General features: G+C 64.1%; 26 protein-coding genes and 1 pseudogene. 15 read left to right on the top strand and 12 right to left on the bottom strand.

Going from position 1 to position 23,135, the window contains the following annotated elements:
- Positions 1-83: 83 nt before the first annotated feature.
- Positions 84-482, bottom strand: coding sequence for an NINE protein (locus GYB81_RS16485; RefSeq protein ID WP_161866052.1), 399 nt, complete (start codon positions 480-482; stop codon positions 84-86).
- 147 nt (positions 483-629) lie between these two features.
- Between GYB81_RS16485 and GYB81_RS16490 the strand changes: the two genes are divergently transcribed.
- Positions 630-1,841 (top strand): putative DNA modification/repair radical SAM protein, encoded by a 1,212-nt coding sequence (locus GYB81_RS16490; RefSeq protein WP_161866053.1) that lies wholly within the window; start codon positions 630-632, stop codon positions 1,839-1,841.
- The gene (locus tag GYB81_RS16495; RefSeq protein WP_161866054.1) at positions 1,841-2,728 is read left to right on the top strand and encodes a TIGR03915 family putative DNA repair protein; all 888 of its coding nucleotides are present in this window, start codon (positions 1,841-1,843) and stop codon (positions 2,726-2,728) included. Before GYB81_RS16490 ends, GYB81_RS16495 begins: the two co-directional genes overlap by 1 nt.
- On the opposite strand, the gene GYB81_RS16500 is transcribed toward GYB81_RS16495, so the two are convergent.
- The gene (locus GYB81_RS16500) at positions 2,694-3,839 is read right to left on the bottom strand and encodes a PilT/PilU family type 4a pilus ATPase (protein WP_161866055.1); all 1,146 of its coding nucleotides are present in this window, start codon (positions 3,837-3,839) and stop codon (positions 2,694-2,696) included. The two genes, GYB81_RS16495 and GYB81_RS16500, sit on opposite strands and share 35 nt — an antisense overlap.
- Positions 3,840-3,926: 87 nt before the next feature.
- Entirely contained in the window at positions 3,927-4,961 is a 1,035-nt protein-coding gene (locus GYB81_RS16505; RefSeq protein WP_004373763.1) for a type IV pilus twitching motility protein PilT, read from the bottom strand.
- 76 nt (positions 4,962-5,037) lie between these two features.
- On the opposite strand from GYB81_RS16505, the gene GYB81_RS16510 reads away from it, so the two are divergent.
- From GYB81_RS16510 to GYB81_RS16560, 11 genes are all read left to right on the top strand, one after another.
- Complete coding sequence (locus GYB81_RS16510; RefSeq protein ID WP_161866056.1) at positions 5,038-5,730, top strand: YggS family pyridoxal phosphate-dependent enzyme; 693 nt, start codon at positions 5,038-5,040, stop codon at positions 5,728-5,730.
- A 17-nt stretch (positions 5,731-5,747) separates the two neighbouring features.
- Positions 5,748-6,566, top strand: a complete 819-nt coding sequence (gene proC, locus GYB81_RS16515) for a pyrroline-5-carboxylate reductase (RefSeq protein ID WP_161866057.1) — start codon at positions 5,748-5,750, stop codon at positions 6,564-6,566.
- Between the two features lie 10 nt (positions 6,567-6,576).
- Positions 6,577-7,170 (top strand): YggT family protein, encoded by a 594-nt coding sequence (locus GYB81_RS16520; protein ID WP_161866058.1) that lies wholly within the window; start codon positions 6,577-6,579, stop codon positions 7,168-7,170.
- Entirely contained in the window at positions 7,171-7,464 is a 294-nt protein-coding gene (locus tag GYB81_RS16525) for a DUF167 domain-containing protein (RefSeq protein WP_161866059.1), read from the top strand.
- 182 nt (positions 7,465-7,646) lie between these two features.
- Positions 7,647-9,623: a dynamin family protein gene (locus GYB81_RS16530; protein WP_161866060.1), complete on the top strand. Its 1,977-nt coding sequence runs from the start codon at positions 7,647-7,649 to the stop codon at positions 9,621-9,623.
- Positions 9,624-9,707: 84 nt separating this feature from the next.
- Positions 9,708-10,847: a homoserine O-succinyltransferase MetX gene (gene metX, locus GYB81_RS16535; RefSeq protein ID WP_161866061.1), complete on the top strand. Its 1,140-nt coding sequence runs from the start codon at positions 9,708-9,710 to the stop codon at positions 10,845-10,847.
- 2 nt (positions 10,848-10,849) lie between these two features.
- Positions 10,850-11,467: a methionine biosynthesis protein MetW gene (gene metW / locus GYB81_RS16540; RefSeq protein WP_161866206.1), complete on the top strand. Its 618-nt coding sequence runs from the start codon at positions 10,850-10,852 to the stop codon at positions 11,465-11,467.
- A 14-nt stretch (positions 11,468-11,481) separates the two neighbouring features.
- The gene (locus tag GYB81_RS16545) at positions 11,482-11,898 is read left to right on the top strand and encodes a DUF4426 domain-containing protein (RefSeq protein ID WP_161866062.1); all 417 of its coding nucleotides are present in this window, start codon (positions 11,482-11,484) and stop codon (positions 11,896-11,898) included.
- Positions 11,891-12,487: an RdgB/HAM1 family non-canonical purine NTP pyrophosphatase gene (gene rdgB / locus GYB81_RS16550; RefSeq protein ID WP_161866063.1), complete on the top strand. Its 597-nt coding sequence runs from the start codon at positions 11,891-11,893 to the stop codon at positions 12,485-12,487. Before GYB81_RS16545 ends, rdgB begins: the two co-directional genes overlap by 8 nt.
- Positions 12,484-13,644 carry a radical SAM family heme chaperone HemW gene (hemW, locus tag GYB81_RS16555; protein ID WP_161866064.1) on the top strand — a complete coding sequence of 387 codons (1,161 nt, stop codon included), beginning with the start codon at positions 12,484-12,486 and terminating at the stop codon, positions 13,642-13,644. Before rdgB ends, hemW begins: the two co-directional genes overlap by 4 nt.
- A 98-nt stretch (positions 13,645-13,742) precedes the next feature.
- A complete protein-coding gene (locus tag GYB81_RS16560; RefSeq protein ID WP_161866065.1) occupies positions 13,743-14,066 on the top strand; it encodes a DUF3392 domain-containing protein in 324 nt (107 codons plus the stop codon).
- Between the two features lie 179 nt (positions 14,067-14,245).
- Here the strand turns inward: GYB81_RS16560 and GYB81_RS25255 are convergent, their stop codons facing one another.
- The 3 genes and pseudogenes from GYB81_RS25255 to GYB81_RS16570 all read right to left on the bottom strand — a co-directional run bounded on the left by GYB81_RS25255 (position 14,246) and on the right by GYB81_RS16570 (position 16,995).
- On the bottom strand, positions 14,246-14,950 hold the full coding sequence (locus GYB81_RS25255; RefSeq protein ID WP_438810715.1) for a methyl-accepting chemotaxis protein: 705 nt from the start codon (positions 14,948-14,950) through the stop codon (positions 14,246-14,248).
- A 153-nt stretch (positions 14,951-15,103) separates the two neighbouring features.
- A pseudogene (locus tag GYB81_RS25260) lies at positions 15,104-16,204 on the bottom strand (HAMP domain-containing protein); the annotation flags it as partial.
- 242 nt (positions 16,205-16,446) lie between these two features.
- Positions 16,447-16,995, bottom strand: coding sequence for a P-loop NTPase family protein (locus GYB81_RS16570; RefSeq protein WP_161866067.1), 549 nt, complete (start codon positions 16,993-16,995; stop codon positions 16,447-16,449).
- Between GYB81_RS16570 and GYB81_RS16575 the strand changes: the two genes are divergently transcribed.
- On the top strand, positions 16,994-17,455 hold the full coding sequence (locus GYB81_RS16575) for an N-acetyltransferase (protein WP_161866068.1): 462 nt from the start codon (positions 16,994-16,996) through the stop codon (positions 17,453-17,455). The genes GYB81_RS16570 and GYB81_RS16575 overlap by 2 nt on opposite strands.
- 7 nt (positions 17,456-17,462) lie before the next feature.
- On the opposite strand, the gene GYB81_RS16580 is transcribed toward GYB81_RS16575, so the two are convergent.
- The 5 genes from GYB81_RS16580 to GYB81_RS16600 all read right to left on the bottom strand — a co-directional run bounded on the left by GYB81_RS16580 (position 17,463) and on the right by GYB81_RS16600 (position 21,400).
- Entirely contained in the window at positions 17,463-18,806 is a 1,344-nt protein-coding gene (locus GYB81_RS16580) for a DUF1329 domain-containing protein (protein WP_161866069.1), read from the bottom strand.
- A gap of 322 nt (positions 18,807-19,128) precedes the next feature.
- Positions 19,129-19,845, bottom strand: a complete 717-nt coding sequence (trmB, locus tag GYB81_RS16585) for a tRNA (guanosine(46)-N7)-methyltransferase TrmB (protein ID WP_017363114.1) — start codon at positions 19,843-19,845, stop codon at positions 19,129-19,131.
- Positions 19,846-19,912: 67 nt separating this feature from the next.
- Positions 19,913-20,707, bottom strand: a complete 795-nt coding sequence (locus GYB81_RS16590) for a thiazole synthase (protein ID WP_024309854.1) — start codon at positions 20,705-20,707, stop codon at positions 19,913-19,915.
- A gap of 18 nt (positions 20,708-20,725) precedes the next feature.
- Positions 20,726-20,926, bottom strand: coding sequence for a sulfur carrier protein ThiS (thiS, locus tag GYB81_RS16595; RefSeq protein ID WP_003463964.1), 201 nt, complete (start codon positions 20,924-20,926; stop codon positions 20,726-20,728).
- 102 nt (positions 20,927-21,028) lie between these two features.
- Positions 21,029-21,400, bottom strand: a complete 372-nt coding sequence (locus tag GYB81_RS16600) for a DUF423 domain-containing protein (RefSeq protein WP_161866070.1) — start codon at positions 21,398-21,400, stop codon at positions 21,029-21,031.
- A 336-nt stretch (positions 21,401-21,736) separates the two neighbouring features.
- Here GYB81_RS16600 and mtgA point away from each other — a divergent pair, with 336 nt between their 5' ends.
- Positions 21,737-22,465: a monofunctional biosynthetic peptidoglycan transglycosylase gene (gene mtgA, locus GYB81_RS16605; protein WP_161866071.1), complete on the top strand. Its 729-nt coding sequence runs from the start codon at positions 21,737-21,739 to the stop codon at positions 22,463-22,465.
- Here mtgA and GYB81_RS16610 read toward each other — a convergent pair whose 3' ends face one another.
- Positions 22,466-23,077, bottom strand: a complete 612-nt coding sequence (locus tag GYB81_RS16610) for a hypothetical protein (RefSeq protein WP_161866072.1) — start codon at positions 23,075-23,077, stop codon at positions 22,466-22,468. It lies immediately after the preceding gene.
- Positions 23,078-23,135: the final 58 nt, after the last annotated feature.

The following is a 23,135-nucleotide window of genomic DNA, read 5'->3' on the forward strand; positions in this document are numbered from 1 at the left end:
GGATTGCAACCGGGCTACGACGCTTGTCTCCCCTCTCCCGCTTGCGGGAGAGGGGCAGATCGTGCAACTCACTTGCCTCTGACTCAACCGCGCCGTGCGTTTTTGATCGAGATCTGCGTATTGAGCGTCCAGAAGTCGTAGAGCACGCCGATCAGGAACAGGCCGCCGGTCAGCAGGTAGATGATCCCGGTGATCCACTTGCCTTGGTACATGCGGTGCACGCCGAACACGCCGAGGAAGGTCAGCAGGATCCAGGCGACGTTGTAGTCGGTATCGCCGGCGGTGAAGCGCAGGTCCGCCTCGCGATCCATCGAGGGGATCAGAAACAGGTCGATGATCCAGCCGACGAACAGCAGACCGAGGGTAAAAAACCAGATGGTGCCGGTGACCGGCTTGCCGTAATAGAAACGGTGCGAACCGAGAAAACCGAAGATCCACAGCAGGTAGCCGATCAGCTTGCTATGGGTGTCCTGTCGTTGCATGGCGAGCTCCTTGTGCGAGATGCAGCTATGACGCTGCGCGTCTAGTGAAGGTTTCATCTGCGACGAGACGGTGCAACTCAACGAATGGCTTGATAGCTGTACGATGCCCATATACTGTATAAAAAAACAGTATCGATATCGCCTGCCATGCAACTGATCGAAAAACTCACCATCCTCGCCGACGCCGCCAAGTACGACGCCTCCTGCGCCAGCAGCGGCGCGCCCAAGCGCAGCTCCAAGGGCAAGGACGGCATCGGTTCGACCAACGGCATGGGCATCTGCCACAGCTACACCCCGGACGGGCGCTGCGTGGCGCTGCTGAAGATCCTGCTGACCAACTTCTGCCTGTACGACTGCCAGTACTGCATCAACCGCCGCTCCAGCGACGTGCCGCGAGCGCGCTTCACCCCCGAGGAAGTGGTCACCCTGACCCTGGACTTCTACAAACGCAACTGCATCAGCGGCCTGTTCCTCAGTTCCGGCATCATCCGCTCGGCCGACTACACCATGGAGCAGCTGATACGCGTCGCCAAGTTGCTGCGCCAGGAGCACCAGTTCCGTGGCTACATTCATCTGAAGACCATCCCCGATGCCGCGCCGGAGTTGATCGCAGAAGCCGGCCTCTATGCCGACCGCCTCAGCGTCAATATCGAACTGCCCACCGAAACCAGCCTGGTGCGCCTGGCGCCGGAAAAGAACGTCGGCAGCATCCATCAGGCCATGCACAGCATTCATCTCGGTGAGCGCGAGGCCCAGGAAGAACGCCGCGCGCCGCGCTTCGCCCCGGCCGGGCAGAGCACGCAGATGATCGTCGGCGCCGATGCCACCGACGACAGCACCATCCTGCACAACGCGCAGAGCCTGTATCAGGACTATCGCCTGCGCCGCGTCTACTACTCGGCGTTCAGCCCCATCCCGCAAAGCCCGAAAACCGTGCCCTTCGAGGCGCCGCCCCTGCTGCGTGAGCATCGCCTGTACCAGGCCGACTTCCTTATGCGCGGCTATGGCTTCAGCGCCACGGAGCTGCTGGCCGGCCCCGGCAACCTGGCGCTGGATATCGACCCCAAGCTGGCCTGGGCGCTGGCCAATCGCGAGCAGTTTCCGGTGGACCTGAACCGCGCCGACGAGTCGCTGATCGCCCGCGTGCCCGGTATCGGCGTGCTCAGTGCCAAGCGCCTGGGTGCGCTGCGGCGTGAACGGCGCATCCGCTATGAGGATCTGACCCGCCTGCGCTGCGTGCTGGAAAAGGCCAAGCCCTTCATCGTTACCCAGGACTACCGGCCGCCGCGGGCCGAACACGAATCCCTGGTGCTGCGCCAGCAGTTGCGCGACACCCCGGCGCAGATGGCGTTGTGGTGATGCACAGCCTGCGCTTCGACGGCACCTTCGCCACCTGGCGCCAGGCCGCGCGCCGCGCCTTGCTGCAGGGCCTGGCGCCGCATCAGCTGCAGTGGCTGGACGAAGAAGTGGCGCCTGGCCTGTTCGATCAACCTGCCGAACGCGCGCCGGAGCCCAATGGTCGCCTGCGCGTATCGCCCGAACTGCTGGAGCTGCTGGAAAGCGCCGCGCAGTACCGCGGCGAGGAGCGCTGGAGCCTGCTCTACCGCGTGCTCTGGCGCTTCGTGCAGGGCGAGCGCAGCGCCGTGCTGGCCGGCGATCCTGACGGTAGCGAGTTGCATCGGAGGCTCAAGGCGGTGCGCCGCGAGGCCCATCACCTACACGCCTTCGTGCGCTTTCAGCCGAGCAAGGCGCAAGGCGCGCCGGATTTCGTCGCCTGGTTCGAGCCGGCGCACGACATCCTCGCCTCGGCCAGCGGCCATTTCGCCGAGCGCCTGGGCAAGCACAGCTGGCTGATCGCCACGCCGCGCGATGGCGTGTTCTGGGATGGCCAGCGCCTGCAGCACGAGCGCCACTGCCCGGTGCAGTGGCAAGCCTGGGCACGGCAGCCCGAAGATGACGGCCAGGCCCTGTGGCGCGCCTATTACGGCAGCACCTTCAACCCGGCGCGCCTTAACCGCACGGTGATGCAGCAGCATTTGCCAGCGCGCTTCTGGAAGCACCTGCCGGAAGGCCCGCTGATTCCGCAACTGATGAGCGAAGCGCGCGCCGGCGCGCAGCGCGATGGGCAGGCACTGGTGCTGGCAGGCAGAAAGGGCAAACGCATCGCCCAGATAAACGAAGGGGACGCAGCGCGCCCCCCGTCAGGCAGCGTCAGCGGAAGCGACGCCCCGGATCTTCCTCGCTGACCTCCAGCGCCAGGCCCTGGGCCATGCTGGTCAGGTGATCGCCGTCGGTTTCCGAACCGAGCTTGATCATCAGGCGCAGGTCGTTGGCCGAGTCGGCGTAAAGCAGCGCGTCTTCGTAAGTGATCTCGCCCTGGGTGTAGAGGTTGTACAGCGCCTGATCGAAGGTCTGCATGCCCTGCTCGGTGGAGCGTTTCATCAGGCCCTTGAGCTCGTGCACCTCGCCCTTGCGGATCAGGTCGGCGGCCAGCGGGGTGTTGATCAGCACCTCGATCACCGCGCGACGGCCCTTGCCGTCCGGGGTCGGCACCAGCTGCTGGGCGACGATGGCCTTGAGGTTGAGCGACAGGTCCATCCACACCTGGTTCTGCCGGTCGGCCGGGAAGAAGTTGATGATGCGGTCCAGCGCCTGGTTGGCGTTGTTGGCGTGCAGGGTGGCCAGGCACAGGTGACCGGTTTCAGCGAAGGCCACGGCGTGGTCCATGGTCTCGCGGGTCCGCACCTCGCCGATGAGGATCACGTCCGGCGCCTGACGCAGGGTATTCTTCAGCGCCACCTCAAAGGACTCGGTGTCGATGCCCACTTCGCGCTGGGTGACGATGCAGTTCTGGTGCTGGTGAATGTATTCGATCGGGTCTTCGATGGAGATGATGTGGCCGCTGCTGTTCTTGTTGCGATAGCCGATCATCGCCGCCAGCGAGGTGGACTTGCCGGTACCGGTGGCACCGACGAACAGCACCAGGCCGCGCTTGGTCAGCGCCAGCTTCTTGAGGATCTCCGGCAGCTTTAGATCATCGATGGTGGGGATGTTGGTCTCGATGCGGCGCAGCACCATGCCCACCAGGTTGCGCTGGTAGAAGGCACTGACGCGGAAACGACCGATGCCACGGGCGCTGATGGCGAAGTTGCACTCGTGGTTCTCGGCAAAATCGCGGCGCTGCGCCTCGTTCATCACACCCAGCACGGTTTCGCGGGTCATCTCCGGCGACATGGCGTTCTTGGTCACCGGCATGATCTTGCCATTGACCTTCATCGACGGCGGCACGCCAGCGGTGATGAACAGATCGGAGCCGCCTTTTTCGACCATCAGGCGCAGTAGTTTTTCGAATTCCATCTTGGGTCTCGCCAATCAACTGCACGCCCGATGAAGGCCCTGAGCGGGCCTGGCGACTGGCGGCGTGCGGCACAATCGCTACGGCTGTTAGAAGTTTTCCGGGCTCTTGGCCTTCTCGCGCGCACTGTCGCGGCTGACCAGGCCTTTGGACACCAGCGTCTTGAGGCAGGCATCGAGGGTCTGCATGCCCAGCGCACCGCCGGTCTGGATCGCCGAGTACATCTGCGCCACCTTGTCCTCGCGGATGAGGTTACGGATGGCCGGCGTACCGATCATGATTTCGTGGGCGGCGACACGACCGCCGCCGATTTTCTTCAGTAGGGTCTGCGAGATCACCGCCTGCAGCGATTCGGAAAGCATTGAGCGGACCATGGATTTCTCTTCGGCGGGGAACACGTCGACCACGCGGTCGATGGTCTTGGCCGCCGAGGTGGTGTGCAGGGTGCCGAACACCAAGTGACCGGTTTCCGCGGCGGTCAGCGCCAGGCGGATGGTTTCCAGGTCGCGCATCTCGCCGACCAGGATGATGTCCGGGTCTTCCCGCAGGGCCGAGCGCAGCGCTTCGGAGAAGCCGTGGGTGTCGCGGTGCACCTCACGCTGGTTGACCAGGCACTTCTTCGACTCGTGAACGAATTCGATGGGGTCCTCGATGGTGAGGATATGGTGGTACTTGTTGCTGTTGAGGTAGTCGAGCATCGCCGCCAGGGTGGTCGACTTGCCCGAACCGGTGGGGCCGGTGACCAGCACCAGTCCACGCGGCACGTCGGTGATCTTGCGGAACACCTCGCCCATGCCCAGGTCTTCCATGGTCAGCACCTTGGACGGAATGGTACGGAACACCGCACCGGCGCCACGGTTCTGGTTGAAGGCGTTGACCCGGAAGCGCGCCACGCCCGGCACCTCGAAGGAGAAGTCGGTCTCGAGGAACTCTTCGTAATCCTTGCGCTGCTTGTCGTTCATGATGTCGTAGATCAGCGCGTGTACCTGCTTGTGATCCAGCGGCGGCAGGTTGATGCGGCGCACATCGCCGTCGACGCGGATCATCGGCGGCAGCCCCGCCGAGAGGTGCAAATCCGACGCGCCTTGCTTGGCGCTGAAGGCGAGCAGCTCAGTGATATCCATGGGACTCCCCAATTACAAGCAAGCAGGTAGAATGCCGCGAACGCTTAACGAGCGGGCTTTATATAGAGCGCAGGTAATGTCCACGATAGCAGAGAATATTGCAAAGGTCGGAACGCGCATCCGTGAGGCGGCGCAAGCCTCGCAGCGCAATTTTTCGGACATCGGCCTGCTGGCGGTGAGCAAGACCAAACCGGCCGACGCCATCCGCGAAGCGCACGCCGCCGGCCTGCGCGATTTTGGCGAGAATTATCTGCAGGAAGCTCTGGAAAAGCAGGCCGCGCTGACCGAACTGCCCTTGATCTGGCACTTCATCGGCCCCATTCAGTCGAACAAGACCCGGCCCATCGCCGAGCACTTCGACTGGGTGCATTCCGTGGATCGCCTGAAAATCGCTCAACGCCTGTCCGATCAGCGCCCCGCGCATCTGCCGCCGCTGAACATCTGCCTGCAGGTCAACGTCAGCGGTGAGGACAGCAAGTCCGGCTGCAGCCCCGAGGAGTTGCCGGAGCTGGCCAGAGCCGTTAGCACCATGCCCAACCTCCAGTTGCGTGGGTTGATGGCCATTCCCGAGCCCACCGACGACGTCGCCGCGCAACACGCAGCCTTCGCCCGTCTGCGCCAGTTGCGCGATGACCTGGCGCTCGATCTCGATACCCTGTCCATGGGCATGAGCCATGACCTGGAGGCTGCCATCGCCGAAGGTGCCACCTGGGTGCGCATCGGCACCGCGCTATTCGGCGCCCGCGATTACGGCCAGCCCACTCACTGAATGAAGGAATTCCCGCAATGAACAACCCGATCATCGCCTTCGTCGGCGCCGGCAACATGGCCGCCAGCCTGATTAGCGGCCTGCGCGCCCAGGGCGTGGCAGCCAGCGCCATCCGCGCCAGCGAGCCCGGCAGCGAACAGCGCGCGCGCCTGCAGCAAGAGCATGGCATCGCCACCTTCGCCGACAATGGCGAGGCCATCAAAGGCGCCGATCTGATCGTGCTGGCGGTTAAACCACAGATCATGAAAGCGGTATGCCTGGACCTGGCGCCGCACCTGGCCGCCAACCAGGTGATCATCTCCATTGCCGCAGGCATCAGCTGCGCCAGCCTGGAAAACTGGCTGGGCGAGCGCCCTGTGGTGCGTTGCATGCCCAATACCCCGGCGCTGCTGCGCCAGGGCGTATCCGGCCTGTTCGCCAACCCGCGGGTCAACGCTGCGCAGAAGGCCCAGGCCGAACAGGTGCTGAGCGCCGTGGGCCTGGCCCTGTGGCTGGATGAAGAAACCCAGCTCGACGCGGTCACCGCCGTCTCCGGCAGCGGCCCGGCCTATTTCTTCCTGCTGATCGAAGCGATGACCACGGCTGGCGAACAGCTCGGCCTGCCGCGTGAAACCGCAGCACGCCTGAGCATCCAGACTGCACTGGGCGCCGCGCGCATGGCCAGCGAGAGCGATGTCGACGCGGCCGAATTGCGTCGCCGTGTGACCTCACCGAACGGAACCACCGAAGCGGCGATCAAAACCTTCCAGGCCGGCGGCTTCGAAGCGCTGGTAAAACAGGCACTTAACGCCGCCGCCAATCGCTCGGCCGAACTGGCCGAACAACTGGGTCAATAAGGAAGCACACATGTCCGGACTCATCGAAGCCCTCATCTATATCATCCAGACCCTGGGCAGCCTGTATCTGCTGATCGTGCTGCTGCGCTTCATCCTGCAGCTGGTACGTGCAGACTTCTACAACCCGCTGAGCCAGTTCATCGTCAAGGCCACGCAACCGCTGCTGACGCCTCTGCGTCGCATCATCCCGGGCTTCGCCGGGCTGGACCTGGCCTCACTGGTGCTGGCCATTCTGGTGCAGCTGCTGCTGATGATCGTCACCCTGACCCTGATGGGCTACAACGTTGGCGGTTTCATCGCGCAACTGCTGGTGTGGTCGGTGATCGGCGTGACCTCGCTGTTCCTCAAGGTGTTCTTCTTCGCCCTGATCATCAGCGTGATCCTCTCCTGGGTCGCACCGGGCAGCTACAACCCCGGCGCGCAACTGGTGAACCAGATTTGCGAACCGCTGCTGGCACCGTTCCGCAAGCTGCTGCCGAACCTTGGCGGCCTGGATATCTCGCCGATCTTCGCCTTCATCACCATCAACCTGATCGACCGCTTCGTGATCGGAGCCCTGGCAGCCTCCACCGGCCTGCCGCCGATGCTCAGCCCCTTCCTCTGAGTGGCGAGCTACTTTCGCTGGGACGGCGAGGATCTGATCCTCGACTGCCACCTGCAGCCCAAGGCGAGCAAGGACGAGTTCGCCGGGCTGCATGGTGAAAGGCTGAAGATCCGCCTCACCGCCCCGCCGGTCGACGGCAAGGCCAACGCCCACCTGCTGGCCTTCCTGGCCAAGGCGTTCGGCGTAGCCAAGAGCCAGGTGAGCCTGGAAAGCGGCGAACTCAATCGGCAGAAACGCCTGCGCATTCGTGCCCCGCAGAGCCTGCCGCCGATTCCCGGCCTGCAGCGCGCCTGACGACCACTCGACCGCCATAGCCGACCATAAGGCGGGACTGCTGTTTCAGCCAATTGACGGCTGCCTTGTACCCCGCATAATGCAAACTGTTCTCGTGAAACGCCGTGCGTCCTGGCGGCAAACCCAACCCAATCTTTATATAGCCCCCGCAAGTGGATGATCTTGCCGAGAGGAGAGCCAGGATGAGCATGGAACGTCTCAGCCAGCAGGTCGATGCCTACGTCACCTGGAAACGCGAACTGATGCGCGAGATCACGCGCTATCGCAGCTGGCTGGAGCACAACCGGCTCAACTCCGAGGCGGTTCAGGCCAAGCTCGAACGCGCGCTGAAGATCCTGCGCACCGATCACATCACCCTGGCCTTCGTCGGCGAGTTCTCGCGCGGCAAGACCGAGCTGATCAACAGCCTGTTCTTCTCCGAATACGGCCAGCGCATGCTGCCCTCGCATGCCGGGCGCACCACCATGTGCCCCACCGAGCTGTTCTTCGACCCGCGCTCGGAACGTCCCTACATTCGTCTGCTGCCGATCGAGACCCGCACCGCCTCGGCCAGCGTCGCACAGTTCAAACGCATTCCCCGCCACTGGGTGAACATTCCGCTGGATACCAGCGACCCGGCCAACATGGCCCTGGCCTTCAGCCAGGTCGCCAAGACCAAACCCATGCCGGTGGAGCAGGCGATTCAGCTCGGTTTCCACCCGGACATGCTCGAAGGCACCGGCAAGCGCGGCCAGGTGCTGGTGCCGGCCTGGCGCCACGCCATGGTCAACTTCGATCACCCTCTGCTGCGCCAGGGCCTGCGCATTCTCGACACACCGGGCCTCAACGCCCTGGGCAGCGAGCCGGAGCTGACCCTGTCGATGTTGCCCAACGCCCAGGCGATAATCTTCCTGCTGGCCGCCGATACCGGCGTAACCGCGAGTGACATGAGCATCTGGCAGCAGCACATTCGTCAGCTCGATGAAGATACCCAGACCTGCCTGTTCGCCGTGCTGAACAAGATCGACGTGCTCTGGGACGATCTGGCCGGCGAGACCTTCGTGCAGAACGCCATCAGCCAGATTCAGAGCGCCACCGCCAAGCAGTTGGGCATCGCCAAGCAGGACGTACTGCCGCTCTCTGCCAAGCAGGCCTTGCTGGCCAAGGTCCGCAAGGACGAGGAGCTGCTGGCCCGCAGCCAGATGGCTGACCTGGAGAACCTGCTGTGCGAACGAATCGTCGCGCAGAAGGAGCGCCTGATCGAAGACCACGTGGTACGCCAGGTCCTGGCGCTGGTGAACAACAGCCAGCACGTCCTCAACCTGCGCCTGGAAAAGGTCAGCGAACAACTGGCCCTGCTTGGCAACCACCAGCAGGACAATGGCCAGTTGCTGTTCGAGCTGACCGCCAAGACCAAGGAGGACCACACCCGGCACCACAAGCGCCTGCTCGGCCTGAAGACCAATCAGCGCCTGCTGCAACGCCAGGGCCAGTTGCTGCGCCACGCCGCACGCGCCGAGCGTCTGGAGCAACACCTGAGCGAGGTGCGTCGCAACCTCACCGGCAGCTGGACTACCCTCGGCATCAACCAGGCCATCCTGCATTTCTTCCGCGCCGTCGAGCAGGACCTGCACAACCTGGAGCACGAAGCGGAGATGGCCAACAAGATGGTCGCCGCCATCTATCGCCGGCATAACGAAGACAGCCCGCTGGGCGGCGTCGACGCGCCGCAGTTCAAGATCCAGCGCTACCTGCGCGAGCTGAAGAAACTGCAGGACAAGGGCGATCAGTTCCGCCTGCACGTGAAAACATTGCTCACCGAACAGCGCAGCCTGACCCGGCGCTTCTTCGCCACTCTGGCGCAGGAAGTGATCGGCCTGCACCAGCGCCTGCGCCTGGACGCCGAGCAATGGGCCGCCGACGCCCTGATGCCGCTGATGCAGCACACCCTGGAACACAAGCAGATGCTGGAAAGCCACATGCTGCGCCTCAAGGCACTGGCACAGGAAACCCAACAGACGCGCAAGCGCAGCCTGCAACTGGCGCGCTACCAGGAAGAGCTGGAGCAACAGCTGGCCCAGGCCAGCGACATGCTTCGCATCCTGCGCCGCCCGGCGCCGGTACAGCGCCAGGGCAAGGTGGTCAGCCTGCCGGTGGCGGCGCGGCAACAAAGCCTGTAGCACAAGCGGGCGCCCTGCTCGCTTGCCGCTACCGGCGGTGCTCTTTAGACTGGCGCCCTCCTCCGATTCATTAGCAGCGCCTTCATGCCCACTGCATTTCCCGAAGATTCCGTCGGCCTGGTCAGCCCCCAGGTGTTCCGTTTCAGCGAACCCCTGGCGCTGGCCTGCGGGCGCAGCCTGGCCGAGTACGAACTGGTCGTCGAAACCTACGGCGAGCTGAATACCGCACGCAGCAATGCCGTGCTGATCTGCCATGCTCTGTCCGGCCACCATCACGCCGCCGGCTACCACAGCCCGGATGATCGCAAACCCGGCTGGTGGGACAGCTGCATCGGCCCCGGCAAGCCGATCGACACCAACAAGTTCTTCGTCGTCAGCCTCAACAACCTCGGCGGCTGCAACGGTTCCACCGGCCCGAGCAGCACCAACCCGGCGACCGGCAAGTCCTACGGCGCCGACTTTCCGGTGATGACCGTAGAGGACTGGGTGCACAGCCAGGCGCGTCTGGCCGATGTACTCGGCATCGAGCAATGGGCCGCGGTGATCGGCGGCAGCCTCGGCGGCATGCAGGCCATGCAGTGGACCATCAGCTACCCCGAGCGCGTGCGTCACTGTCTGGCCATCGCCTCAGCGCCCAAGCTGTCGGCGCAGAACATCGCCTTCAACGAGGTGGCACGCCAGGCGATTCTCACCGACCCGGAGTTCCATGGCGGGCATTTCCAGGAACAGGGCGTGATCCCCAAGCGCGGCCTGATGCTGGCGCGCATGGTCGGCCACATCACCTACCTGTCCGATGACGCCATGGGCGAGAAATTCGGCCGCGGTCTGAAGAGCGAAAAGCTCAACTACGACTTCCACAGCGTCGAGTTCCAGGTGGAAAGCTACCTGCGCTATCAGGGCGAGGAGTTCTCCGGGCGCTTCGACGCCAACACCTACCTGCTGATGACCAAGGCGCTGGACTACTTCGACCCTGCCGCCGCCCACGACGGCGACCTGGCCAGGACCCTGGCCGCGGCCAAGGCGGACTTCTGCCTGATGTCCTTCACCACCGACTGGCGTTTCTCCCCGGCCCGCTCGCGGGAGATCGTCGACGCGCTGACCGCGGCGAAGAAGAACGTCTGCTACCTGGAGATCGATGCACCCCAGGGCCACGACGCCTTCCTCATGCCGATCCCGCGCTACCTGCAGGCATTCGGCAGCTACATGAAGCGAATCGAGGTATGAGCATGCGAGCGGATCTGGACATCATCCAGGAATGGATCGCCCCGGGTAGCCGTGTGCTCGACCTGGGCTGCGGCGACGGCGAACTGCTGGCCTGGCTGCGCGACAACAAGCAGGTTTCCGGCTACGGCCTGGAAATCGACCCGGACAAGATCGCCCTGTGCATCGAGCGCGGCGTCAACGTCATCGAGCAGAACCTCGACCTGGGCCTGGGCAACTTCGCCAGCAACAGTTTCGACGTGGTGGTCATGACCCAGTCGCTGCAGGCGCTGCATTACCCGGACAAGGTGCTGGCCGAGATGCTGCGCGTCGGCAAGACCTGCATCATCACCTTCCCCAATTTCGGCCACTGGCGCTGCCGCTGGTACCTGACGACAAAAGGTCGCATGCCGGTGTCGGACTTCCTGCCCTACACCTGGTACAACACACCGAACATCCACTTCTGCACCTTCGAGGACTTCGAGCGTCTCTGCCACGCCCAGGGTGCCCGTGTGGAAGAACGCCTGGCGGTGGACCGTGACCATCGCCATGGCCTGGCAAGCCGCATCTGGCCCAACCTGCTGGGCGAGATCGGCATCTACCGCATCAGCGGTGCGGCCCCCGCCCACCGCGTCGCGGTCTGAACGAGGAGAACACCATGCGCCGCATCATTCCCTTCCTGATCGCCCTGTGCCTGGCACTGCCGGCCGCCGCCGAGCGCAAGCAGAGCTTCGGCGATCTCGACGTGCACTACAGCGTCTTCAACTCCAGCTTCATCCAGCCGGATATCGCCAGCGCCGCCGGCCTGGTGCGCAGCAAGACCCAGGGCGTGATCAACGTCGCCGTGCTCAAGGCCGGCAAGCCCAGCACGGCGGTAGTGGGCGGTGAGGTGAAGGATTTGCTGGGCAAGAGCACCACGCTGACCTTCCGTCAGGTCACCGAAGGTGAGGCCATCTATTACCTGGCGCAGTTCCCGTTCAAGACCCGCGAAGTGCTCAGCTTCACGCTCAACGTGCGCCAGGGCGACGACGCCCACCGCATCACCTTCAACCAGGAAATGTTCCCGGATGACTAATTTCAAAGAGTTGGTCCTGGCCAGCCATAACGCCGGCAAGCTCAAGGAACTGCAGGCCATGCTCGGCGACGCCGTGCGCGTGCGTTCGATCGGCGAGTTCAGCCAGGTCGAGCCGGAAGAAACCGGCCTGTCGTTCGTCGAGAACGCCATCCTCAAGGCGCGCAACGCCGCGCGCATCTCCGGCCTGCCGGCGCTGGCCGACGACTCCGGCCTGGCGGTGGACTTCCTCGGCGGCGCGCCCGGTATCTACTCGGCACGCTATGCCGATGGCCAGGGCGATGCGGCGAACAACGCCAAACTGCTCGCGGCCCTGAAAGACGTGCCGGATGCCGAGCGTGGCGCCCAGTTCGTCTGCGCCCTGGCGCTGGTGCGGCACGCCGACGATCCGCTGCCGATCCTCTGCGAAGGCTTGTGGCACGGCAGCATCCTGCACGAAGCCCGTGGCGAACATGGCTTCGGTTACGACCCGCTGTTCTGGGTGCCGGAAGGCCAATGCTCCAGCGCCGAGATGCCGCCCGAGCAGAAGAACCGCATCAGCCACCGCGCCCGCGCCATGGCCCTGCTCAAGCAGCGCCTGGGGCTGGCATGAGCGATACCGCTGGCGGGCGTTTCCTGCTCCCGCCTCTGGCGCTCTACATCCACATCCCGTGGTGCGTGCGCAAATGCCCTTACTGCGACTTCAACTCCCACGCCGCCGGGCCGACGCTGCCTGAAGAGGAATACGTCGACGCCCTGCTCGCCGACCTCGATGTCGACCTGCGCCACGTGCATGGCCGGCCGCTGACGTCGATCTTCTTCGGCGGCGGCACCCCCAGCCTGTTCTCCGACCGAGCCCTGGGCCGTCTGCTGGCAGGCGTCGAACGGCGCGTGGCCTTCGCCCCGGATATCGAGATCACCCTGGAAGCCAACCCGGGCACCTTCGAGCAGGCCAAGTTCAAGGGCTACCGGGCGCTGGGCATCAATCGCCTGTCCATCGGCGTGCAGAGCTTCCAGCAGGACAAGCTCAAGGCGCTGGGTCGCATCCACGACGGCAACGAGGCCATTCGCGCTGCCGACATGGCCCGCGCCGCCGGCTTCGACAACTTCAACCTCGACCTGATGCACGGCCTGCCCGAGCAGAGCATCGAGGATGCCCTGTTCGACCTGCGCACGGCCATCGCTCAGGCACCCACGCATCTTTCCTGGTACCAGCTGACCATGGAGCCGAACACGGTGTTCTGGAGCCAGCCGCCGGTGCTGCCGGAAGACGATCTGCTGTGGGACATTCAGGAAGCCGGCCAGGCGCTGCTCGCTGCAGAGGGTTACGCGCAGTACGAGGTGTCGGCCTACGCCCGGCCAGGCAAGCAGGCGCGGCACAACCTCAATTACTGGACCTTCGGCGACTTTCTCGGCATCGGTGCCGGCGCCCATGCCAAATTGAGCACGCCCGACGGACGCATTCAGCGCACCTGGAAAACCCGCCTGCCCAAGGATTATCTGGACCGCAGCAAAGCCTTCCAGGCCGGCGAACGTGTCCTCGAAGCCGACGAGCTGCCCTTCGAGTTTCTCATGAACGTGCTGCGCCTGAGCGAAGGCGCGCCCGCCGAGCTGTTCACTCAGCGCACCGGCCTGCCCGTGCGACAACTCGACCAGGCGCGTCGAGAAGCCGAGCGCCTGGGCCTGCTACAGGCCGACGACACCCGCCTGGTCGCCACGGCCAAAGGCCAGTTGTTTCTCAACGACCTGCTGCAGCTGTTCCTCGCCTAGATCACCCACTAAGCCTCCGCAATCCGGTAGGCTTGTGCGCTTCGCTCGTGCAGCCGTGCTGCCGCTGCGCTGACCGTTATGCCTGCCAAGGAGTCTGAATGGATCTGCTACTGGACCTGATCGTCACCCTCTCGCGCTGGAGCCGCAGCCACCTCAGCGATATTTCCCTGGCCATCATGGCCACCCTGCTGGTGCTGTTCGGCCCGGCCATCAACGCCTGGGTCCAGCGCACCATCGGCAACCTCAACTTCGTGCTGCGCACCCTGCTGTTCGTGGTGTTCTGCGCGGTCGGCTACGGCCTGGCCATCGTCTTCCTCACGCCTTGGCTGGCCAAGGGCCTGGCACACTTCAACAACTACACCCTGGCCCCGGTGCTGATCCTGATCTTCGTGGTGATCGGCATCATGGCCGACAGGAATTAGACGCTGGGCCGCCTCATCGCGGGCTGAAACGAAAACGCCGCGCTCCTTACCGGAGTCGCGGCGTTTTCTCTGCACTCGATCTTCTTGCAGGAGCGGCTGGACGGCATTCCGCTGCAGCTGCGATTGCGCTCGCCAGTTTCGCGGCTGAAGCCGCTCCTACGGCGGGTAGCGCAGCCGCCTTACAGCACGAACTTGGTAACCTCGTCGCCGATCTGCCGGCCGAGCGCCTGCAGATTGGAGGCCGCTGCCGAGGCAGCGTGACTGCTCTGCGACATCTGGTCACCCATGCTGCGGATGTTCTCGGTGTTGCGGTTGACCTCGACGGTCACGCTGGCCTGCTCCTCGGCCGCCGATGCGATCTGCGCGGCCATGTCGTTGATCTGCCCGACCGCCTCGGTGATGCGCTGCAGCAGATCACTGGCCGCCTGAGCATCGGTGACGCTCTGCGAGGCCTTGGTGCCGGCGTTGTCCATCACCCCGACCGCCTGACGGGTGGCATCCTGCAGCACCTGGATCATCGCCTCGATCTCGCGAGTCGACTCGTGGGTGCGCTTGGACAGCACCCGCACCTCGTCGGCCACTACCGAGAAGCCGCGGCCGTGCTCGCCGGCACGCGCCGCCTCGATGGCCGCATTGAGAGCCAGGAGGTTGGTCTGGTCGGCAATACTGGCGATGGTGGAAAGAATCGAGCTGATCTCGTTGGAGTGGCGGTGCAGCTCGTCGATGATGCGCCCCGCCCCCTCGACCTCCTCGGCCAGCAGCGAGATCGATTCCTGACTGCGCTCCACCTGGCGTCGTCCTTCCACACTGAGGCTGACCGAATCCACCGCCTGGCCGGAGGCCGTCTCGGCGTTGCGGGAAATCTCCTGGGTGGCGGAAGCCATTTGCGTCACCGCAGTGGCCACCAGGTGCAGCTCCGACTGATGTTGCTGCACGCGCTGGTTCTGCTCGTCGGCATCCTTCGCCACTTGTGCGGACTCACTGCTCAGCGCCACGGCAACATCGCGCAGACGCGAGATGATGCCGTGCAGCTGGTCGATGAAGCGGTTGAAGCTGCTCGACAACTGGCCGATCTCGTCGTTTGAGTTGACCGGCAGTCGCTGGGTCAGGTCGCCGTTACCGGCAGCGATAGCGTTGAGGTTGCGGCGAATCTGCTCCAGGTCGCGGAACAGCACACGGCCGAGCAGCGCCAGCACCAGAATGGCAACGACCAGCATGCCGGTGCCGATGGCCAGCTGCACGAACAACTGGTGACGCACCGGAGCAAGCACCTTGGCCTTGTCCATGACCATCACGAAGGTCCAGCGCGTGTTGGGAATCTCGACGGCGAACAGCAGACTCTCGGTGCCCGCCACATCGGCCTCGGTGAGGCGGCGCTGCTGCACCAGCGCCTTGAGCTGCTCGCCACCCAGCGTCGGCGAGAAGTCGGAGGCCGACTTGGTGCGCCAGTCCTTGTCGGGATGGGCGATCATCTGCCCGCTCTGATCGATCAGCAGCGCGTAGCCGTCGCCGGGAATGCTCAGCCTGCCGATGGTCTCGGTCAGGGTGCCGAGCGTCAGGTTGGCGCCGACCACGCCGATCAGCGAACCATCACGACGCGCCGGATAGGCGATGGTTACTACGTAGGCACCATCGGTCAGCGATACATAAGGATCGCTGATGAACACATCGTTGCTCTTCTCGGCGCCCTGATACCAGCCGCGCTGGCGCGGATCGTAGTTCTTCAGGACCACGCTCGGGTCGTTCTGCAGCATACGTCCGTCGGTGGTGCCGATATAGGTGATGTTGAAGGCGAAGGTGGCCCAGGTCTGCTGCAGCAGAATGTGCGGGGCGATCTGCGGCTGCTCGACCAGGCTGCTGGCGGTGATCTTCACCGCGTTGATGCGGTCATGCATCCAGTTGCCGAGGTTGACCGACACCGACTGGGCGAAGCCGTCGATATCCCGTTGCAGGGTGTCATTGACCGTCCTGTCCAGAGAGGAAACGCTCTGCCAGATCAGCGCGATGCTGACCAGCGATAACAGCGCCGCCGCCGTCAGGGTGATCTTCAGGCGCAGCGGCAAATCCTTGATGTTCATGCTAAGGACTCCATTGATGGCGCACCGGGCTGGCCAGCCGCCGTTGAAAGCCAGATCCATGAGCAAGCGATGGAGCCTGGGAGCAGAAGCCTCTGGTCGGGCTTTTCAGCGCAGAGCGTTATCACCGGAATCTGGAAGCAGTTTGGGATTGCCCGTGAACCTGGGTAGTTCTGACGGGCCGTACGCGGCTAATAAGCGACCACGCACCGGGAAAATTGAAACCAAAGCAGCTCGATAGCGCCGAAAGCACCGATTTAGAGCGGTTTCTTAATTCAGGCCGGGACTATACGCGGCGTTTTCGCTCAGCGCACCAACCAGCTCATCACCTGCTCGGCCAATTGCTCGGGCCTGTGCCGGGTCGAGTCCAGGCGCAGCAGCGGACAGTTCAGCTGGCGAGCCATCCAGGCCTCGTGCATGGCCAGGCTACGGGTATTCAAGTCGCCCTGCTCGTAGCCCGCGGCCCACTCCAGAAAGGCCTGGCTTTGCTCATGCATGTCACCTCCCGGCTGGATGCGCGCACCATAACGCTGCGCTTCACGCTGACGCAGTCGGCGCATGCGCTCCTGGTCGTCCAGGCGCAGGAACAGGGCATGGCTGAAGGACGGGATCAACGCCTCGCCCCAGCTGCACAGCGAGCCACTGAGCACCCAGTCGGGCGCTTGTGCGGTACGCTCGCGGATCAGCCTGACGCGCTCCTCGGGCGACCGCTTGTACACATAGGGCGGCTCACTGGGCAACCAGTAGAAATCGTCGGTATCCAGATGCAGCCAGCCGTTGCGCTCGGCCAGCGTGCAGGCCAGGGTAGTGGTGCCCGAGCCGGATGCACCGAAGATATGTAACCGGACCGCCATGGATTCACTTCTCCTCGAACAGGGCTTGATCATGATTCGCCTCTACCATCCCGCAGACAGCGACGCCGTACTCGACCTCTGGTTGAAGGCCTCCATCCTGGCCCATGACTTCGTGCCGGAGAGCTTCTGGCGCGAGCAGCTGCCCGCCATGCGCGACCTCTATCTGCCGCAGGCCGAAACCCTGGTACTGGAGGAAAAGGGGCAGGTACTGGGCTTCGCATCGCTACACGAACAGCGCCTGGCCGCATTGTTCGTCAGCCCGGACGCTCAGGGCCGTGGCCTGGGCCGTCGGCTACTGGACGAAGCCAAGCGCAGACGCGACAGCCTCGAGCTGGGCGTGTACCGCGCCAATACCCGGGCGGTGGCCTTCTACCGTGCAGGTGGTTTCATGACGGTGGACGAGACGCGCGACCCGCACACCGGCCAGCCGGAGCTGACGATGCGCTGGTCGCGCGGATGATGCCGGCTCAGTTGCCTTCGCGACGCAGGGCCTGCGGGGTGAAGTCGCGCGGGCTCAGCCGGGCGTCGAAGTCGTACATCTTCTCGTTGTTGTCCAGGCCGTCGGCGAAGTAGCGGCCACCCTTGAGGTCGTAGATGGTCTCCAGGGTCGAGCCGAACATCGGCACGTCGTAGTAGCTGATCGGGTGGGCTTCCTGCAGGCCGATCAGGTCGCCATTGCGGTCGTACAGGTCGACGGCGAGGATCTGCCAGCTGTCCTCGTCCAGATAGAAACGACGCTTGCCGTACGGATGGCTGAAGCCGGTGCGCAGGTCCGCCTCGACCACCCAGACGCGGTGCAGCTCGTAGCGCAGCAGTTCGGGATTGATGTGCTTGGCCTGGAGGATGTCGGCATAGGGAATGCCCTGCTGATGAACCGCGTAGCTGTTGTAGGGCACCAGCATCTCGCGCTTGCCCAGCAGCTGCCATTCGTAGCGATCCGGCGCACCATTGTAGGCGTCCACCTGGTCGGCGGTGGCCATGCCGTTGGTATCGGGTTGCAGGGTGTCGTAGGCGAGCATTGGCAGGCGACGCACGCGGCGCTCGCCGCGGTTGAAACGCCAGGCCTTGCGGATGGCCAGCACCTGATCGAGCGTCTCCTGCACCACCAGTGCCGAGCCGGCCAGCTTGGCCGGGGCCACGACCTTGTACTTGTAGAAGAACAGGGTGTTGTCCAGATCCTGCGGGGCAACGCCTTCGCGGCCGTAGAGGAAATAGATGTCGCGCTCGAGCTTGAGCAGGTTGTAGCTGCCATTGGCGAGCACGGCGGCCTGGTTGGTGGCCATGCTGATCTGGTCGCCACGGTAACGCATGATGTGGTTCCAGATGGCCTCCTGGCCGTTCTGCGGTATGGGGAACGGCACGCCGGCCGCAGCACCCTGTACGCCGTTGCCGCCGGAAATCAGCTCGGCATTGAGCGCATTGAAGCGGGTGGCATCGTAGATGCGCTGCGGCGCAGCTGCACTGCGGCGAGTCGGGAAGACGCGCAGATAGAAGCTGGGGTTCTGCTGCAGCAGGGCCTTGAGGCCGACCGGCAGTAGCTGCTCATACTGCGCCAGGTTGTGCCCGTCGACACGATACAGCAGCTTGTCACCGGCGTAAGGGTCAGGGTGGTGCATACCGGACTGGTAACCGGCCGGCGGCGTCGCCAGACCACCCGTCCAGGCCGCAATGGTGCCGGCAGCATTACCCGCACGCTCACCGCCCAGCGGGGTCAGGTCCTGCTCCAGGCGCGCAGCCTGGCTGGCATCGACCTTGGCCTGGGCCTGAAAGGCCAGGGCGGTCAGCAGAAGAATGGAAACCGATCTCAACACAATGCTCTCCTTGCGACGCCATGGCAGTGGCGTCGCCAATATCTACAGGCCTTGCAGGCATGCTTATCGTTGTTGTGTCTTGAGAGCCTTTTCACGATCTCGCGAGCTAGCGCGATACAAGGCAAAAGCAAGCGAGGAAGCGGAGTCTACAAGTAGTAAATGAGCATCCGAGCTTGTTTTTAACGCAGTAGCGGCGGCGCGCAGCAGATCGTGAACAGGTTCTGAGGTGAGGCGCCATCCTGGCCGTCGGTTTATCCCGATCTAGTCATGCATCCTTCAGATTCTGGCCTGGGCGGTCCCTGGCGGCAGGGATCGCCCGACATCATTCCTGGCGCTGGAACTTGAGGTCCCATACGCCATGGCCGAGGCGCTCGCCGCGACGCTCGAACTTGGTCACCGGACGCTCCTCGGGGCGCGGCACATAGGTGCCATCGGCGGCCAGGTTGCGATAGCCCGGCGCCGCGTTCATCACCTCGAGCATGTGCTCGGCGTAGTTTTCCCAGTCGGTGGCCATGTGCAGCACGCCGCCGATCTTCAGCTTGCTGCGCACCAGCTCGGCGAAGGCCGGCTGCACGATGCGGCGCTTGTGATGACGCGACTTGTGCCAGGGATCAGGGAAGAACAGCAGCACGCGATCCAGGCTGGCATCGGCGACGCAATCACGCAGCACTTCCAGCGCATCGCAGCTGTACACGCGGATGTTGCTCAGGTTCTGCGTCATGGCGCCATTGAGCAGCGCACCAACGCCCGGCTTGTGCACCTCGACGCCGATGAAATCCTGCTCGGGCGCTGCGGCGGCCATCTCCAGGGTGGAATGGCCCATGCCGAAGCCGATCTCGAAGGTGCGCGGCGCGCTGCGCCCGAACACCTGGTCGAAGTCACGCAGGCCGTCTTCCAGTTCCAGGCCGAACAGCGGCCAGCCCTTGTCGATGCCACGCTGCTGGCCTTCGGTCATGCGCCCGGCGCGCATCACGAAGCTCTTGATGGTACGGCGCTGGCGACCGTCTTCGGTCAGTTCGGGCTGTTGGGTATCGGTCATGCTGGGCTCTTGTAGGGTGTTTACGACTTGGCGGGCCGGCGAGCCGACGCGCAGCCAATCGTCATCCTTAGTTGATCAGGCCAGTCAGCGGCGACGACGCGCTGGCATAGAGTTTCTTCGGCATACGCCCGGCCAGGTAGGCCAGGCGCCCGGCCTCGACGGCATGCTGCATGGCACGCGCCATCAGCACCGGGTTCTGCGCTTCGGCGATGGCGCTGTTCATCAGCACCGCCTCGCAGCCCAGCTCCATGGCGATGGTGGCGTCGGAGGCCGTGCCCACGCCGGCATCGACCAGCACCGGCACCTTCGATTCCTCGAGGATGATGCGCAGGTTGTAGGGGTTGCAGATACCCAGGCCCGAGCCGATCAGGCCGGCCAGCGGCATCACCGCGATGCAGCCGATCTCGGCCAGCTGGCGGGCGATGATCGGATCGTCGCTGGTGTACACCATGACGTCGAAACCGTCCTTGACCAGCACTTCGGCGGCCTTGATGGTTTCGATGACATTGGGGAACAGGGTCTTCTGGTCAGCCAGCACTTCCAGCTTGACCAGGTTGTGGCCATCGAGCAGCTCACGCGCCAGGCGGCAGGTGCGCACGGCCTCGACGGCGTCGTAGCAGCCGGCGGTATTGGGCAGGATGGTGTACTTGTCCGGGCTGATCACATCGAGCAGGTTCGGCTCGCCGGGATTCTGGCCGATATTGGTGCGGCGCACGGCCACGGTGACGATTTCGGCACCGGAAGCCGCGATGGCATCACGGGTCTCGTCCATATCCTTGTACTTGCCGGTACCGACCAGCAGGCGCGACTGGAAGGTACGACCGGCCAGGGTGAAGGGCTTGTCGCTGAGAACTTGGCTCATGGAATACTCCTCGTGAAGTCAACCGCCGCCGATGGCGTGCACCACTTCCACCTGATCGCCTTCGGCGAGCTGGGTGCTGTCGTGCTGGCTGCGTGGAACGATGTCCAGATTGAGCTCGACCGCCACACGGCGCCCGGTCAGGTCGAGGCGAACCAACAGGTCGGCGACGCTCTGGTTATCCGGCAGTTCGAAGGGTTCACCATTCAACTGGATACGCATGGCGACTCGGTCACAACTAGGAAGAGGGCCGGCATTCTAGCCCGACAGCCGTCTGCGACCAAGGCTAAAAGGCGCCATTCGTCCTCATTTCTGACGCCAGGGTCAGGTCAGCTTCCAGGCCGCCAGCCCCAGGCACAGCCAGCCGATCAGGAAGGCGACACCGCCGAACGGGGTGATCATGCCGAGCTTGCCGATGCCGCTGAGGGTCAGCAGATAAAGGCTGCCGGAGAATAGCAGAATGCCCACGGCGAAGGCGCCACCGGCCAGGTTTACCAAGCGTCCGGGCATGTGCAGCGCCAGCAGACCGACGCCGAACAGGGCCAGCGCGTGGATCAGCTGATAGTGCGTGCCGGTCTGGAAAACCGCCAGGTATTCAGGCGTCAGACGATTTTTCAGACCGTGAGCGGCAAAGGCGCCCAGCGCGACGCCGGTAAAGCCTGCAAAAGCGGATAACAGCAGCCAGAGACGAGCCATGGAAACTCCTGAATAGGTCGACCAGAACGCAGTTTAACCACTGGCTCGTGTGGCGAGAGTGTCGTTATTGTCACACCCGCTCCCAAACCTGTGGTGTCTCGGGAATGTACAAGGCGACGTCAAAAATCGCTCCCGGCGATTTTTTGCTACCTGCCATCCCTGGCGGTAACCCTTCGGGCCGTCGGCAGAGCCGACGTCAAAAATCGCTCCCGGCGATTTTTTGCTGCCCGCCATCCCTGGCGGCAACCCTTCGGGCCGTCGGCAGAGCCGACGTCAAAAATCGCTCCCGGCGATTTTTTGTTTTAATAGCGCCACGCCCAATCATTGCGAGACTCCATGCTCCGAGCCCTGACCCGCCGCCTGCTGAAACTGCTGCTCTGGCTGATGCTGGCCAGTTCCCTGCTGGTGCTCCTGCTGCGCTGGGTGCCGCCGCCCGGCACGGCGCTGATGATCGAACGCAAGATCGAGTCCTGGGGCAGCGGGCAGTCGCTGGAACTCAAGCGTCAGTGGCGCCCGTGGAACGAGCTGCCGGACCATCTGAAGATGGCGGTGATCGCCGCCGAAGACCAGAAGTTCGCCGAGCACTGGGGCTTCGACATGAATGCCATCCAGGCAGCGCTGGCGCACAATCAGAGTGGCGGCTCGCTGCGTGGTGCCAGCACCCTCAGCCAGCAGGTGGCCAAGAACCTGTTCCTCTGGTCCGGGCGCAGCTGGCTGCGCAAAGGGCTGGAAGCCTGGTTCACCGCGCTGATCGAGCTGCTCTGGTCGAAGGAACGCATCCTCGAGGTCTATCTCAACAGCGTCGAATGGGGCGATGGCATCTTCGGCGCCGAAGCCGCCGCACAGCACCATTTCGGCGTCGGCGCGCCTTACCTCAATCGCCAGCAGGCCAGCCAGCTGGCTGCCGTGCTACCCAACCCGCTGCGCTGGAGCGCAGGCCGGCCGAATGGCTACGTGATCCGCCGCGCGGCCTGGATTCGCCAGCAGATGAATCAGCTCGGCGGCAGCCACTACCTCAACCAGCTCAAGCCGCAACGCCCCGATTGGTGGCCGCGCTGGCTGTAGCTAGCGAGTAGCGCGAAACGCCTTGCGCGGCACCGCATGCAACAGCGCGACGTCATCGCCATGCAGATGCACGGTCAAACCCCACTGCGGATACACCCAAGCCTGACCATCGGCCAGCTCCAGGGAAAGACGAGGCTGCCCGAGGCTGGCGGCCAGGCGCTCGCTGGCCAGCGCTTGCGGTGCGTGCAGATTGAGGCTGGCGATGGGGAAGGTGGCCATCTGCGCGGTCAGCGACTCATCCAGCGCTAGTTCTGCATCGCCTGCTTTCAGGCCTTGCGCCGCCATCAGGCTGTCGCGCTGATTCTTGCTCAAGGCCAGTTCAGCCTGCAGCGACCACTCGCCCTCCTCCCCTTCGAGCGTCGCTCGATAGGACAGCCGTGCGCCGTCCAGGCGCGGCTCCAGCCACAGCTCGCCCGGGGCCAGCGCCTGCACCTCACGCAGCGTCAGCCCATCTTCGGCCAGCGGCTGCAACAGCGCATCGCGCCACTGCTGCAGGTTGGCCACCGGCTGAACCTCGCTGCTGCGCATCAACCAGGCGCCCCAAGCGAAGAACAGCACGGCAACGATCGCGAATATCAGCCAGTGCTGCGCTTTCAGCGGGGCTTTGTTCAAGGCGGTTGCTCCAGACAGCAAAAAGCCGCACCAGGGTGCGGCTTTTCGGGTTACGACA

The sequence above is a fragment of the Pseudomonas yangonensis genome (assembly GCF_009932725.1).
In the GTDB taxonomy this organism is placed as follows: Bacteria; Pseudomonadota; Gammaproteobacteria; order Pseudomonadales; family Pseudomonadaceae; genus Aquipseudomonas; species Aquipseudomonas yangonensis.